Annotated in this window: 14 protein-coding genes and 1 tRNA gene; 1 reads left to right on the top strand and 14 read right to left on the bottom strand. The window is 72.1% G+C overall.

Annotated features, from left to right (window positions below):
* The 10 genes from N869_RS07725 to N869_RS07680 form a co-directional block, all read right to left on the bottom strand.
* On the bottom strand, positions 1-430 hold a 430-nt coding region (locus tag N869_RS07725; RefSeq protein WP_035059897.1), incomplete at its 3' end, for a DegV family protein.
* Position 431: 1 nt separating this feature from the next.
* Positions 432-3,284 carry a leucine--tRNA ligase gene (gene leuS, locus N869_RS07720; RefSeq protein ID WP_084136676.1) on the bottom strand — a complete coding sequence of 951 codons (2,853 nt, stop codon included), beginning with the start codon at positions 3,282-3,284 and terminating at the stop codon, positions 432-434.
* A gap of 119 nt (positions 3,285-3,403) precedes the next feature.
* On the bottom strand, positions 3,404-4,483 hold the full coding sequence (locus N869_RS07715) for a fatty acid desaturase family protein (protein WP_035059894.1): 1,080 nt from the start codon (positions 4,481-4,483) through the stop codon (positions 3,404-3,406).
* Between the two features lie 103 nt (positions 4,484-4,586).
* Positions 4,587-5,240 carry a metal-dependent transcriptional regulator gene (locus N869_RS07710; RefSeq protein WP_084136673.1) on the bottom strand — a complete coding sequence of 218 codons (654 nt, stop codon included), beginning with the start codon at positions 5,238-5,240 and terminating at the stop codon, positions 4,587-4,589.
* Positions 5,221-6,006 carry a metal ABC transporter permease gene (locus tag N869_RS07705; protein WP_052105231.1) on the bottom strand — a complete coding sequence of 262 codons (786 nt, stop codon included), beginning with the start codon at positions 6,004-6,006 and terminating at the stop codon, positions 5,221-5,223. Before N869_RS07705 ends, N869_RS07710 begins: the two co-directional genes overlap by 20 nt.
* Before the next feature lie 38 nt (positions 6,007-6,044).
* Complete coding sequence (locus N869_RS07700) at positions 6,045-6,782, bottom strand: metal ABC transporter ATP-binding protein (protein WP_084136670.1); 738 nt, start codon at positions 6,780-6,782, stop codon at positions 6,045-6,047.
* Complete coding sequence (locus N869_RS07695) at positions 6,779-7,717, bottom strand: metal ABC transporter substrate-binding protein (RefSeq protein WP_084136667.1); 939 nt, start codon at positions 7,715-7,717, stop codon at positions 6,779-6,781. The genes N869_RS07700 and N869_RS07695 overlap by 4 nt, the downstream gene beginning before the upstream one ends.
* Positions 7,718-7,753: 36 nt before the next feature.
* The gene (locus tag N869_RS07690; RefSeq protein WP_035059892.1) at positions 7,754-8,419 is read right to left on the bottom strand and encodes a YceI family protein; all 666 of its coding nucleotides are present in this window, start codon (positions 8,417-8,419) and stop codon (positions 7,754-7,756) included.
* Between the two features lie 44 nt (positions 8,420-8,463).
* A complete protein-coding gene (locus tag N869_RS07685) occupies positions 8,464-9,102 on the bottom strand; it encodes a copper resistance CopC family protein (protein WP_052105228.1) in 639 nt (212 codons plus the stop codon).
* Positions 9,103-9,220: 118 nt separating this feature from the next.
* Positions 9,221-10,921, bottom strand: coding sequence for a metallophosphoesterase family protein (locus N869_RS07680; protein ID WP_232229654.1), 1,701 nt, complete (start codon positions 10,919-10,921; stop codon positions 9,221-9,223).
* Positions 10,922-11,118: 197 nt separating this feature from the next.
* Between N869_RS07680 and N869_RS07675 the strand changes: the two genes are divergently transcribed.
* Complete coding sequence (locus tag N869_RS07675; protein WP_035059891.1) at positions 11,119-12,204, top strand: calcium/sodium antiporter; 1,086 nt, start codon at positions 11,119-11,121, stop codon at positions 12,202-12,204.
* Between the two features lie 79 nt (positions 12,205-12,283).
* Here the strand turns inward: N869_RS07675 and N869_RS07670 are convergent.
* From N869_RS07670 to N869_RS17325, 4 genes are all read right to left on the bottom strand, one after another.
* A tRNA-Ala gene (locus N869_RS07670) sits at positions 12,284-12,356 on the bottom strand.
* Between the two features lie 87 nt (positions 12,357-12,443).
* Positions 12,444-13,130: a histidine phosphatase family protein gene (locus N869_RS07665; RefSeq protein WP_035059889.1), complete on the bottom strand. Its 687-nt coding sequence runs from the start codon at positions 13,128-13,130 to the stop codon at positions 12,444-12,446.
* The gene (gene rsfS, locus N869_RS07660) at positions 13,127-13,522 is read right to left on the bottom strand and encodes a ribosome silencing factor (RefSeq protein ID WP_035059886.1); all 396 of its coding nucleotides are present in this window, start codon (positions 13,520-13,522) and stop codon (positions 13,127-13,129) included. The genes N869_RS07665 and rsfS overlap by 4 nt, the downstream gene beginning before the upstream one ends.
* Positions 13,522-13,767 carry a hypothetical protein gene (locus N869_RS17325; protein ID WP_156968422.1) on the bottom strand — a complete coding sequence of 82 codons (246 nt, stop codon included), beginning with the start codon at positions 13,765-13,767 and terminating at the stop codon, positions 13,522-13,524. Before N869_RS17325 ends, rsfS begins: the two co-directional genes overlap by 1 nt.
* Between the last annotated feature and the right edge of the window lie 921 nt (positions 13,768-14,688).

Genomic DNA, 14,688 nt, shown 5'->3' with positions numbered 1-14,688 from the left:
CGCGCGCGGCCCGTGCGCCGTCGTCACGGTGCTGCGCCGCGGCGGCGACGGCCAGGCCCAGGCCCATGCCCACGGTCCGGGAGTCCACGACGTGGACCGGGACGCCGGCGGTCTGGGCAGCGAGCTCGGCCGAGGTGACGGTCCCGGACAGGTCTGCGGAGATGTGGACCGAGACGATCTCCCGAGCACCCCTCGCCGCCACCCGGGCGTAGGCCCGCGCAAAGGTCTCGGGCCCGGGCTGGGACGTGGTGACGGTGGCACCGCGTCGGAGCGCGCTCACGAGCTGGGCGGGGCTCAGGTCGACACCCTCCTGGTGGGGTGTGCCGTCCACGATGACCTGGAGTGGCACCACGACGACGTCCGCGGCCTCGACCAGCACCGCGGGCATCGATGCGGTCGAGTCCGTGACGACCGCCACCCTGCCTGCCATGTCAGGCCGGCACCACGTTCACCAGGCGCGGTGCACGCACGATGACCGTGCGCACCTCGCGGCCGTCGAGCGCGCGTTGGGCACCGGCCGTCGCCAGAGCCAGCTCGCGGAGCTCGTCGTCGCCGATCGACGGCGGCACCTCGAGACGGTCCCTGACCTTGCCCTGCACCTGGACCACGCACGTCACGGTCTCCTCGACGAGGTACCGGGGGTCGGCGACGGGGTAGGGCGCACGTGTGAGGCTGCCCTCGTGCCCCAGGCGGCACCAGAGTTCCTCGGTGATGTGCGGCGCGATCGGCGCGAGCAGCAGGACCAGGGTCTCGGCCGCGGACCGGGGCACCCGGTCCAGGGAGGTCAGGTGGTTGTTCAGCACGATGAGCTTGGCGATGGCGGTGTTGAACCGCATCGCCTCCATCTCGGTGCGCACCTCGTCGATGGTGCGGTGCACCAGGCGCAGCGTGGCGGCGTCCGGTTCGGTGTCGACGACCGTCACCTCACCGGTGGTCTCGTCCACCACGTTGCGCCACAGCCGCTGCAGGAACCGCTGCGACCCGACCACCGCCCTGGTCTCCCACGGACGGGACAGGTCCAGGGGGCCCATCGACATCTCGTAGACCCGGAAGGTGTCCGCGCCGTAGGACTCGTACATCTCGTCCGGGGTGACCACGTTCTTCAGGGACTTGCCCATCTTGCCGTACTCGCGACGGACCTCCTGGCCCTGCCACAGGTACCGGGTGGTGCCGTCGGCGTCGGCCTCCTCGACGACGTCGGCCGCCGGCACCGGCTGGCCACGGTCGTCGCGGTAGGCGTACGCCTGGACGTACCCCTGGTTGAACAGGCGGTGGAACGGCTCGCGGCTGCTCACGTGACCCAGGTCGTGCAGGACCTTGTGCCAGAAGCGCGCGTACAGCAGGTGCAGGACGGCGTGCTCCACACCGCCCACGTAGAGGTCGACCCCACCGGCCGCACCGACGGACCCGTTGTGCCCCGGGCCCATCCAGTACTCCTCGAGCGCGGGGTCGACCAGGACCTCGCGCGAGCCGGGGTCCAGGTAGTTCAGGTAGTACCAGCACGACCCGGCCCAGTTCGGCATCGTGTTCGTGTCGCGGCGGTACTCCCTCGGGCCGTCGCCCAGGTCCAGGGTCACCGTGGCCCAGTCCTCGTTGCGGCCCAGAGGGGGTTCGGGTGTGGAGTCCGCGTCCTGGGGGTCGAAGGTCCGCGGGGAGTAGTCCGGGACGTCCGGCAGGTTGACCGGCAGCTGCTCGACCGGCAGGGCGATCGGCAGGTCGTGCTCGTCGTAGACGATCGGGAACGGCTCGCCCCAGTACCGCTGGCGGCTGAACAGCCAGTCGCGCAGACGGTAGGTCACCGTCCCTCGGCCCAGGCCGCGCTCCTCCAGCCACTCGGTGATGCGCCGCTTGGCGGTCGCGACGTCCAGGCCGTCCAGCGACAGGTGCTCACCGCTGGAGCTCACCACGACGCCGTCACCGGTGTACGCACCCTGAGGCGGCTCGGCATCCGCTGACGGCAGCACCGTGTGGACGACCGGAAGGCCGTAGGTGACGGCGAACTCGTGGTCACGCTCGTCACCGCCAGGGACCGCCATGATCGCGCCGGTCCCGTACCCCATCAGGACGTAGTCGGCCGTGAACACCGGCACCTGGGTGCCGGTGACCGGGTTGGTGGCCAAATGGCCGGTGAAGACGCCGGTCTTGGACGTGTCGGCCTGCCGCTCCACGGCGCTCTTCGCCTGGGCCTGCGCGCGGTACGTGGCCACAGCGGCCCGCGGGTCGGGGTGGCCGTCGGTCCACTGCGGCCGGGTGCCCTCGGGCCACACGGCGGGGACGTCGTCGAGCAGGGGGTGCTCGGGGGCGACCACCATGAACGTCGCACCGAACAGCGTGTCCGGCCGGGTGGTGAACACCTCCAGGTGCCCACCGGTGACGGCGAACCGCACCTGCGCACCCTCGGAGCGACCGATCCAGTTGCGCTGCATGGACCGGACCTTCTCGGGCCAGTCGATCAGGTCCAGGTCCTCTGCCAGGCGGTCGGCGTAGGCGGTGATCCGCATGTTCCACTGGCGCAGGTTGCGCTTGAACACCGGGAAGTTGCCCCGCTCGGAGCGCCCGTCGACCGTGACCTCCTCGTTCGCCAGGACGGTGCCCAGCCCGGGGCACCAGTTGACCGGCGTGTGGGAGACGTAGGCCAGCCGTCGGGAGTCCACCAGCCTCCGGCGCTCCACCTCGTCCAGCTCGGCCCAGGGCGTCTCGCCCGGGACCGGTCGGGTACCAGCGGCGTACTCGGCGACCAGCTCCGTGACCGGGCGGGCGCGACCCCGGCCCCCGTCGGGGCGCTCGGCGTCGGCGTCGTACCAGGAGTTGAAGATCTCCAGGAAGATCCACTGGGTCCACCGCACGTAGTCCGGGTCGGTGGTCGCGAAGGTGCGGCGCGGGTCGTGCGCCAGGCCGAGCCGGCGCAGCTGGCGGCGCATGTTCGCGATGTTGGCCTCGGTCGTGACCCGGGGGTGCTGCCCGGTCTGGACGGCGTACTGCTCGGCCGGCAGGCCGAACGCGTCGTACCCGAGCGCGTGCAGGACGTTGTCGCCGCACATCCGACGGTGCCGGCCGACCACGTCGGTCGCGATGTACCCCAAGGGGTGCCCCACGTGCAGTCCCGCGCCCGAGGGGTAGGGGAACATGTCCATGATGAAGAACGCGGGCGCGTCCTGCGCGGCAGCCCCGCCCCCGTCGGTCAGGCCGCCGGCCGGGTTGGGCGTGTGGAACGTCCCCTCGTCCTCCCAACGCTGCTGCCAGCGCAGCTCGATCTGCTCCGCGAGCGCAGCGGTGTAGCGCATGGGTGGGCTGTCGGGCGCGTCGGTGGGCGCCGTCGCGGTGGGACGGTCCGGGGCTGTGGTCGAGTCCTGCGTGTGCACCGGACCAGGCTACCGCCGGGTCACGGACCTGCCGTCGCGGCTCAGCGAGCCGAACGGTACGCGAGCGTCAAGGGGCACTGGAACGGGTCCCTCGCGGCGAGGCCGGCCTCGTTGAGGTAGCGCACGACGATCCCGTACGAGCGCCACAGGGTCGTCTCGCTGTAAGGGATGCTGCGGCTCTCGCAGAACTCACGGACGATCGGGCGCACACGGCGCAGGTACGGCCGGGCCATGCTCGGGAACAGGTGGTGCTCGATCTGGAAGTTCAGGCCGCCGGTGAGCTCTTCCACGAACCGTCCACCGCTGACGTTGCGGCTCATGATCACCTGGCGGCGTAGGAAGTCGATGCGGGAGTCCGGGGGCACGATCGGCATCCCCTTGTGGTTGGGGGCGAACACCCCGCCCATGTACAGGCCGAACAACCCCAGCTGCACCGCCAGGAATGCGGCCGCCAGTCCCAGCGGCATGAGCCACAGCACGAGTGCGAGCCCGCCCCCCAGCCGGAGCAGCACGAGGGCGATCTCGACCGGACGGCGTCGCACCGGTTGGCGCCCGAAGATCGTCCGCAGGCCCGCGACGTGCAGGTTGAGGCCTTCCAGGAGCAGCAGGGGGAAGAACAACCACCCCTGTCGCGCGGCGAACCACGCGCGCAGCCCGGTCCTGGGCTTCTCCAGCCCCTGGGGTGCGAAGACCAGGACGCCGTTGCGGATGTCCGGGTCGGCGCCGACCTGGTTGGGCTTGGCGTGGTGGCGGCTGTGCTTGTGCTGCCACCACCCGTAGCTCATGCCCGCGTACAGGTTCGCGACCACCAGGCTCGCCCAGTCGTTCCACCGGCCCGAGCTGAAGATCTGCCGGTGGGCGGCGTCGTGCCCCAGGAACATGACCTGACCCAGCACCACGGCCAGGCCGGCGGCGATCGCGAGCTGCCACCACGAGTCCCCGAGCAGGACCATCGCGGTCACCAGGCCTGCGAGAAGGCCGTTGAGGAGGGCGAACCGGGACCAGTAGTACCCGTGCCGACGCCGGAGCAGCCCGGCCTCACGGACGGTCCGGGTCAGTGCGGTGAAGTCGCTGACCTGGCGGTCCTGGGGCGTGGGCTGGGCGGTGGTGAGAACATCCATGCAGGATCCTGTCGAGCGGGCTGGTGCGACGCAGTGCCCGGACGGCAGCACATCGGGGTGAAACCTACGCCAGCGTAACCTGCGGATGCCGATCGCGGGAGGCCTACAGCCGGGTGACCCGCACAGCAGCCAGGGCGTCCGTCGACAGTCCCGCTGGAGCCTCCACCACCGAGCCCAGGGTGACCCCGCACGCGGCGCACTCCCTCAAGACCTGCGGGTCCTGATCGCTGACCCGCACCACCACGCCACGCTCGCCACGGCCCAGGGACGCCAACGGGACCCCTGCCCGGTACGGCACGGACCCGTCGGGGCCCGGGATGGGGTCACCGTGGGGATCACGGTCGGGCCGACCCAGGCGGGCGTCGAGCCGCTCCACGAAGACGTCCGACACGGCATGCTCGAGCACCTCGGCCTCCTGGTGCACCTCGTCCCACCGGTAGCCCAGGTCACGCACCAGCCACGTCTCCAGGAGCCGGTGCCGGCGGACCACCGCGAGCGCGAGCCGCTCCCCCTCCGGGGTGAGGGCGACCGGCCCGTAGGGTCTCCTGGTCACCCACCCGCGCGCGACCAGGCGCGTCAGCGTCTCGGTGACGGTGGAGGGCGCCACACCGAGGCGGCGACCCAACGCTCCTGCCGTGACCGGCTCGTCCGACCACTCCCTTGCGGCCCAGACCGCCTTCAGGTAGTCCTGCTCCACCGCGGTCGGGGCGTGGGGAGCAGGGCCCGAGGTGCCGGGTTCACGCCGTCGCCCGGCCACGCACCCTCACCGCCCCCCACGCCAGGGCGAACGCCGACCCCTGGGCCACCACGACCAGGCCCGCGCTGGAGACGTCGAGCACATAGCTGCCCCACGTGCCGACCACCGCGCACGTGGCCGCGAGCGTCGGTGCGACCACCAGCATCCGGGAGAAACGGTCGGTCAGCAGGTGGGCGGTGGCACCGGGGATGATCAGCATCGCGACCGCGAGGACCACGCCCACGGCCTGGAGCGCGACGACGGCGGTGAGCGCGAGCAGCACCAGGAGCGTCCAGCGCAGCCGGTTGACCGGGAGCCCGACGACGTGGGCGTGGGTGCGGTCGAAGGCCCAGTGGGTCAGGTCCCGTCGCTGGACCAGGACGACAAGGACCACGGCGGCACTGATCAGCAGCACCTGGGCGAGCGCCTCGTCCGAGACGCCGAGCACGTTGCCGACCAGGATGTGGCCCAGGTCGACCTGGCTGGGTGTGACGGACACCAGGACCACCCCCAGGGCGAACAGGGTCGTGAAGACCACGCCGATCGCGGCGTCCTCCTTGACCCGGGTGGTCTGGCGCACGGCTCCGATCAGCGCGACGGCGCCCAGGCCCATGACGAAGGCCCCGATGGCGAACGGGAGCCCTGCCAGGTACGCCAGGACGACTCCGGGGAGCACCGAGTGGGACACCGCGTCGCCCATCAGGGACCAGCCCACCAGGACGAGCCAGCAGCTCAGGAGCGCGCACACGACGCTGGCGACGACGGTGACGAGCAGTGCCCTCTGCATGAAGGTGTACTGCCAGGGTTCGGCGAGAAGCTCCCAGGTCACCCTCGTCCACCGCCAAACGTGCGGGCCAGGTTCTCGGGGGTGAGGACCTGGCCGGTGGGTCCGGCGGCCAGGACGCGGCGGTGGAGCAGGACCGCGACGGTGCACAGGTCCGGCAGCACCGACAGGTCGTGGGTCGAGACCAGCACCGACACGCCCTCGTCCTGGACGAGTCCTCGCAGGACGTCCACGAGCACCTCCTGGGAGGTGGTGTCGACACCGGTGAAGGGCTCGTCCAGGAGCAGGACGCGCGGCCGGGCCACGAGCGCGCGGGCGAGCATGACCCGTTGACGTTGACCACCGGACAACCGGCCGATCTGACGCCCGCCGAGGTCGGCGAGGTCGACCCGCTCGAGCGCCCGGGTGACCAGCTCGGCGGTGCGGGCCCGTGGTGGGGGTCCGGCGCGTCGCAGACCCATGGCGACCACGTCCCGGACCGTGACGGGGAAGTCCTTGTCGACCTCGTCGCCCTGGGGGACGTAGCCCACCAGGCCCTTGGCGCGGGCGGTGCGGTGCTCGGTACCCAGGATGCGGACGGCGCCCTCGTGGGTGGGGACCAGGCCCAGGACGGCGCGGAACAGGGTGGACTTGCCGGACCCGTTGGACCCGACGAGCCCGCACGCCTGCCCCTGCTCGACCCGGACGGTGACGTCCTCCAGGGCCAGGGTCTCCCGGTACCGGACGGTCACCGCGTCCACGTGGAGCGCCGGGATGCCCGGGGCGGGGCCGGGGCTCACCCGGCGCCCTGGTGACCGCCGAGGCCCGTGACGATCAGGTCCACGTCGTAGGACAGCAGGTCCAGGTAGGTGGGGACGGGCCCGTCGGGACCGGAGAGGGAGTCGACGTAGAGCACACCGGCGAACCGCGCGCCGGACTCACGGGCCACCTGCTCCTGGGCTGCGGAGGAGACGGTCGACTCGCAGAACACGGCAGGGACCTCACGGTCGCGGACGGTGCGTACGACCTCGGCGACCTGCTGCGGGGTTCCCTCGCGTTCGGCGTTGACGGGCCACAGGTACACCTCGTCCAGGCCTGCGTCCCGGGTCAGGTAGGAGAACGCCCCTTCGCACGTCACCAGCACCCGGTGCTCCGGGGGGACGGTGCTCAACCGGGTGAGGAGGTCCTGGTGCAGGTCGCGGAGCTCGGCCGCGTAGGCCGCTCCACGCTGCTCGTAGGCCTCGGCACGTGGGGGGTCGAGCTCGGCGAGGACCTCGACCACCTGCTCCACGTACTGGGCGCCGACCTGGGCCGACATCCAGGCGTGCGGGTTGGTCGGACCGTCGGGACCTCCGACCGGCACCGGGTCCACGCCCTCACCCAGCACGACCGTCGGGACGGACGAGGGCTCGACCAGCCGGACCAGCCAGTCCTCCAGGCCCAACCCGTTGGCGAGCAGGACGTCCGCGCCGTCGGCCAGGCGGATGTCGGACGGTGTGGGTTCGTACCCGTGGATCTCGGTGCCCACGGGGGTCAACGACTCCACGACGGCGTCCGGGCCCGCCACGACCGAGGCGATGTCGGCCAGCACGCTGAACGTCGCCAGGACGGTCGGCCGGCCCTCGTCCGTCGCGGCACCACCGCTCACCTGCGGCTGGGGCACACCGCAACCGGTCACCAGCAGCCCGGCCACCAGCCCCGCCACCAGGCCGGCACCGGTCGCAGATTTCGCCATGGCGAAACCCTAGTGCCCTCTGCACCGGTTGGCGCCTCAACGTCCGAGGACGAGGCGGAACTCGACCGTGCCCTCCGGTTCGACGGTGACGAACCCCAGGTCCGGCACGGCCAGGTCGTACTGCTCCAGGACGACCGGCACCCGGCCCACGACCTCCACACCGGTACCGACGACCTGCGCCTCCAGCACGGCCGTCACCGGCCGCGAGACGTCGCGCAAGGTCAACGTGCCGACGGCCTCGACCTCGACCGGGCCCGAGTCCTGGTCCAGGTCCCCGACCGGCACGGGCTCTGCGAGGACGAAGGTGGCCTGCGGGTACGTCGAGGTGTCCAGGGCGCGCCGGAAGTAGGCGTCCCGGGCCGACTCGTCCGTCGTGATCGAGGCCGTGGCGACCACCACCTGGGCGTCCACCAGCTCCCCGTCGACGACCTCGAGCTCTCCGGAGACCTCCTCCGTGCGCCCGACCACGGTCACGTCCTGACCGGAGAGGACCTCCTCGACCCGGTACCCGGCCTCCGAGCCCTCCAGGACCGGCCAGATCCCTTCGACGCCCTCGAACTGCTCCACCAGCACGCCGGCGGTCTCCTGGTCGGACAACGTGACCGGCTCGACCGGGTCGGGGGCGAAGTACTGGGCGTACACCCAGGGCCCGCCCACCACGGCGGTGGCTGCGACCACGACCGTGATCAGGGTCCGGAACATCCAACGACGGTGGCGCTCCTCGCGGGGGGTCCGGGAGCGCCTGGTCACGGCCGGGGTTCCCGTGACCTACGCCGCCACCAGAAGGCACCGGCAACTCCGGCAAGGACCAGAGCGCCGATCAGGACGGGGACCAGGACGCCACCACCCTCCTCCTCCACGACCTCGGGCTCCGGGGACGGCTCGGCGGTCGGGGTCGGCTCAGGGGCTGGTGGGGCCTCCTCGACGGTCTCCTCGACCGCAGGCGTCTCCTCAGGCTCCGGGACGTCCAGGCCGAAGGCGAACGTCCCGGTGATCGGGTGCCCGTCGCTGGCCACCGAGCGCCACTGGACGGTGTAGTCCCCCGAGGGGATGTCCGGGTCGACGGCGACCCGCACCTGGTCACCGTCGACGACGGTGTCGCCGTCCTCCCACGCCGTCTCGTCGGCGTCCAGGACCTGGATGACCGCCCCGAGGTCGAGCTGGTCGGCAGAGAAGGTGAGCACCACCTCCTCCGGCACTTCCTCGAGCACCTCGCCGTCACCGGGTTCGCTGTCCAGGAGCACGTCGTGCGCCGAGGCCGGAGCTGCCACAGCCGCACCGGTGAGCAGAAGCGCGACGGTGCCGGCGGCGACGAGACCGGTCCGGCTGGTCAGGTCGGACAGGACTGGACCACGGGTCAGGTCACGGGCTGGGCGGCGTTGCACGGCTCTCCTCACAGGTCGGCGGTCGTGCTCTCTACCGTACGCAATGCAGGGTGTTCCCCCGACCACGAGCCGGCCCTGTGGAGCATCGCGGTGGGCACGGGCCCGGCCGCGAGCCGAGTCATCGCACACCGGGGCTCAGGACGGACTCCGGGCGTGTCCCCGGCCAGCGGACCGGGAACCCCACCGTCACACCGGTGTCGGGGTAGACGCGCACGAGCCGGTAGTCCACGATTCGCCCTTCCGGGCTGAACCTCAGCACCGTCATCTCGGCGACCCCGTGGAGCGGGCCGACCGTGGGGCGCCCGTGCAGCGCTCCGGCGGTGCTGGAGTTGACGTACCTCACACCGTCACCCACCCGGACCGGACCGATCCGGCGGTGCATGTGGCCGGAGACGAGCGCCGGCGCGCACCCGTCCTCGAGCGCCGAGATGGCCATCGCCGAGTCGTGGACCAGCAGCAGGTCCACCTCCGCCCCGTCGTCGCACGCGACCTCGCGCATACGCTCGTCCACCTGCGCCAAGGTCTCCTGCCCGGCGAGGGACGTGCCCGAGCCCACCCTGGTCGCGCGCGGGTCGGCGTCACCCAGGATCCGTACCCCGGCGACCTCCACGACCTGCCCCTCCAGGACCGTCCACCCCACCTCACGCTCCTGGGCGGACGTCTCGTAGCTGTCGTGGTTGCCGTCGGCGACCACCACCGGGACACCGTCGGGTATGTCCCGGGCGAACGCCGTGATGCAGTAGGACTCCACCGTCGTGCCGTTCATCGTCGTGTCGCCGGCGTTGAGGACCAGATCGGCGTCGACCAGCTCGACCAGCGCACCGACCACCGGCGCCATCCCGACGTTGCAGTGCAGGTCGGCCACGACCACGGCGGTCACCAGCTCGTCCGGGTCGGTCACCACCCCTGGCCACATCGGGGTCGGGCCGCCGGCCCCCTGCACGGCCGGGCTCTCGGTGGCCGGGTCCTCGGTGTCGACCTCCGCGCTCGGCACCGGTGTCCGGAGGTTGCCACGCAACGAGGCCCGCAGCTCGGCGATCTCGGCGTCTGCCGCGACCCGCTCGACCCACGACTGCTCGAGGTTGGTCCGTGCCTGGGTGTAGAACACCTCGTTGTCCCGGTAGGCCTCGACCACGTACCCGCCGTAGGTGTCGATCACGCCCGCGAGTCTGCCGGTGACACGCGCCCCCTCCAGGGGCGTCCCGTCGAACACCGTCGAGGGTGCGACGTCCCTGGCCACCCCTGGGGGTTCGGTCCCCCCCGAGGTCACGGTCCCGGCCACCACGACCACGACCACCGCCGCCCCCGTCAGGAGCCGCCGGTGCGGGACGAGCGCTCGGGCCACCTCCTCGCGGCGCGTTCGGCCCATCACCGCGCGCAGCGCCAGCACCGACCCGGTGATCAGGACGAACGTCAGGGCCGCGCGCCGGGCGGCGTCCCACACCAGGCCCCGTGCGGCGACCTCGACCGTCGCGCCCGGGGCGCTGAAGAACTGCAGGTAGCTCTCGAGGTCGTTCAGCAGCGCGTCGAGCGTGTCGATCCCCTGCAGGGCGGTCACCTCGCGCGGGATCTCCTGGACCACGACCCGCGCACCGAGGGTCAACGGGAGCGGGGAGTCGACGACGATCGTCCCCAACGGCCCGAGGTCCACCGTCACCGCGTGGTCGAGAGTCACCTCGTAGCGGGCCGAGTGCGGGCCCAGGCCGGCGTCCGTACGCGCGGTGGAGACCCCGACCACCACGGAGACCAGGAGCACGACGGCCGCTGCCGCGGCCACCCGGCCTGCGCGCCGTCGCCGACGCCCCGTGACGTCCCCCACGTCCCACCTCCTTGCCTTCCTCATCGGCACCGACTCCCACGCCCGCAGGTGTTGTCGTCCACTCGCTCGCGGCACCGGCGGGCGGATCGGCATGACGTCGACCCTACGATCAACGCCACGCACCTTCGCGTCGGTCACGGCACCCGGGGGCGCGCAGCCTGGACCGGGAGTCGGCCCGGCCATGGGACTCTTGGGCCGTGACTGCGCTCCTGCTCATCGGTGGCCTCGTCCTGCTCGTCCTCGGGGGTGAGGGGCTGGTGCGCGGGGCGTCGTCCCTGGCGCGGTCGTTCCGACTGTCGCCCCTGGTCATCGGGCTCACCGTGGTGTCCTTCGCCACCTCGGCCCCCGAGCTGGCGGTGACGGCACGCGCGAGCCTCACGGGTAGCCCGGGCCTGGCCGTCGGCAACGTCGTCGGCTCCAACATCGCCAACGTCCTGCTGGTGCTCGGCGCGGCGGGCGTCATCATCCCGCTGGCCGTACGTCTGCCCGTGGTCAGGCGTGACGTCCCCGTCCTGATCGTCCTGTCCGGTCTCATGCTCGTGCTCAGCCTCGACGGGGGTATCTCCCGCGCGGACGGCGCGGTGCTGGTCGCGTTGCTCGTCACGTACGTCACCTGGGCCGTGATGCGCAGCCGAGTCCCGCGGGCACCCCGATCACCGGAGGAGCAGGCCACCGGGTCACGGAGCCTGCTCGTCTCGCTCGTGCTGGTGGTCGTGGGAGTCGGGCTCCTGGTCGGTGGCGCCCAGCTGCTCGTCATGGGCGCCACCCAGGTCGCCACCGCGCTCGGCATGAGCGAGATGGTGGTGGGACTGACCGTCGTCGCCGTCGGGACGTCCCTGCCCGAGCTCGCCACCTCTGTCATCGCCGCCATCCGGGGCGACGTCGAGATGGCCGTCGGGAACGCGGTCGGCAGCTGCATCTTCAACATCGGGGCCGTCATGGGCCTGGCCGCGGTGATCACACCCGGCGGAGTGCCCGTGGAGACCTCGGCGCTGAACTTCGACATCCCCGTGATGATCGCGGTGGCCCTCGCGCTGCTGCCCGTCGCGTTCACCGGCTTCACCGTCGCGCGGTGGGAGGCCGGGCTCTTCCTGGCCCTCTACACGGCCTACGTGGCGTACCTTCTGCTCGACTCCGCCGGGCACGAGGCGCTCCCCCGCTACAGCACCGTGATGCTCGTCTTCGTCCTCCCCCTGACAGCCCTCACCCTGGTGCTCCTGGCCACCTACGAGCTCGGCGTGCACCGCGGACGACGCGACCGGGACCGACCTGCGAGGTCATGACCGGGCAGGTCCAGAGCGAGCTCACGGGGAGGCAGGCATGGAAAACGACGACTTGCGATTCGCAAGCCGTCGTCCCGGGTGGAGCTGAGGGGACTCGAACCCCTGACCCCCTGCATGCCATGCAGGTGCGCTACCAGCTGCGCCACAGCCCCGCTGCCCTGGTGGGCGAACTGCAGTCTAGAGGAAAGATCTCCTCGGAAGCCAATCGCCCCTTGCGGGGCGTGCGCGACGAGGGCCTCTCAACGACGTAGCGCGTCAGCGGTCGTGCTGGGCAGCGCGGCCCCGGGGTCGTTCCACTCAGCCACCGACACCGCGGGACCAGCGTTGTGCTCCTCCAGACGCCACGCGGGCTCGCCTGCGGCCGAGCGGCGCAGCACCGACCAGTGCGCGTTGTGCAGGCCGACCAGACCACGCCAGGTGACCGGGTCCAGGCCCAGCAAGGACGTCAGACCCAGCGTGATCGCAGCCCCGTGGGCGACCACGGCCAGCGTCTGGCCGTCCTGCACGTCCTCCGCGTGCTCGCCAACCGCCGCCGCCACCCTCTGCGCGACCTCGGCGCGCGTCTCGGCACCGACCCGCTGCGGATCGTGCCCGGCGCGCCAGACGGCGTACTCGTCGGGCCAGCGGCCACGGATCTCCTCGGCGGACAACCCCTCCCACTCACCGAACGACCGCTCCCTGAGGCGGGCGTCGACCTGCACCGGGACACCCACCCTGCGAGCCAGTGCCTGCGCGGTCGCCTCGGCGCGCCCCAGGTCCGACGACACGATCCGGACGGGCCGGTGCCGCAGGTGGAGCATCTCGGCGGCCTCATCCGCCTGGCGGAGCCCCACCTCGTCCAAGGGGATGTCGACCTGGCCCTGCAGCCGCCCTGCCAGGTTGTAGGCCGTGCGCCCGTGCCGCCAGAGCACGACCGCTGGGCTCACGACGCGGCCTCGGGCCGGTTCCCGTCGGTGGTCACGTCCTCCGGCAGGTCGACAACCGGGCAGTCCGACCACAACCGCTCCAACGCGTAGTAGGTGCGGTCCTCCGAGTGCTGGACGTGGACGACGAGGTCGCCGAAGTCCATGAGCGCCCAACGGCCCTCGCGCACCCCCTCACGCCGAAGGGCCTTCACCCCGCGCGCGTGCATGGCCTCCTCCACCGCTTCAGCGATGGCGACGACCTGACGTTCGTTCGTTCCCGACGCGATCAGGAAGACGTCGGTGAGGACGAGACGCTCACTCACGTCCAGGCCGATGATCTCTTCGGCCTTGCGGTCGGCAGCGGCACGCGCGGCGCCCACCGCGAGTTCCAGGGCGTGATCGGTTGCGGGCACTAATCCCTCACGTGTTCTGAGTAGGTGGTGGGAGCCGGTGCGCCCCCGGCCGAGGACGGCGCACCGTCGTCGTTGAGGAGCACCATGTAGATGAGCATCCCGAGCACGAAGGCGACCAGGACCAGGACGATGACGTGCAACCACGAGTACGGGTGCGTCGCCTCCTCCTCGGAGTCCTCCTCGAACTCGTCGTCGAACTCGTCGTCCAGCTCCAGACCCGGGTCGACGTCGTCCTCGTCACTCACGGGTGCCGACGGCCTGATCGCCGCACCCATCAAGGAGGTGCGCTCGACCGGCGCAGGCGGCGGTGCCGGGTCCGGCGCACTGGGAGCCCACGGCGCGGACCCGACCTCCACCGTGCTCCACGGCGACGACGCCACGTCGCCCAGCACGTCGTCGGACGCGCCGGTGCTCGTGGGCGCACTGCTGCCGGTCAGCGAGATGGTGCCGAAGGGACGCCCTACTTCAGGAGACTCAGGGACCACGGCGACGGACTCGGTCCTCGGGCGAGCCGCCTCGGCCTCAGGGGCACGGGTGGCGGGCACGTGCGGAGTTCGGGCGGCCGCAGGCTCGGCCGCGGCAGGAAGGCCTGGCTGGGAGCCGGTCCGCGGTTGTCCGGGAGCAGGTCCGGTGTGGGGGGGAGCCTGGGGGGCTCGTACTGCAGCGGCAGGGCCAGAACCACTGTGGTGACCAGGTCCGGGGGCTGCGTCCCACGCCCGACCCTGGTTCTGGTTCTGGTTCTGCCCCTGGCTCTGGCGCTGCCGGTTGGGGTCTGGCGGCAGCTCCACCTGGCGCGAGACCCGAGGCGCCTCGGGGCGAGCGCCACTCCAGGAGTTCCTCGACCACAGGGGTGACGAGGTCGGGACAGGACCTGTGCGTTCGACCGTGGGGGCGGCGCGCTCCACGGTCGGCATGGCGCGCTCCACCGTCGGACGCGGTCCCAGCGCGTTCTGCGCCGAACCGCCGGGCCGCGCCGGAGGGGCCGAACGCGGGTCGGACGTCCTCGGCGACTGCCGCTCGTCCGCAGACCGCCCAGGGTCGGGTCGCCGCGCGCTCTCCTCTCGCTCGCTCCGGGCACGGGCAGCCTGGGCACGGATCGCGGCGGCGCGCTCCTGCGGGGTGGGAGCGTGAGGCCGCTGGACCTCCTGGCGGGCCGGGGGCTGGGG

The sequence above is a fragment of the Cellulomonas bogoriensis 69B4 = DSM 16987 genome (assembly GCF_000767165.1).
Classification (GTDB): Bacteria; Actinomycetota; Actinomycetes; order Actinomycetales; family Cellulomonadaceae; genus Actinotalea; species Actinotalea bogoriensis.
The sequence above is the reverse complement of the archived record's forward strand: the minus strand, read 5'-3'. Positions and strand labels throughout refer to the sequence as shown.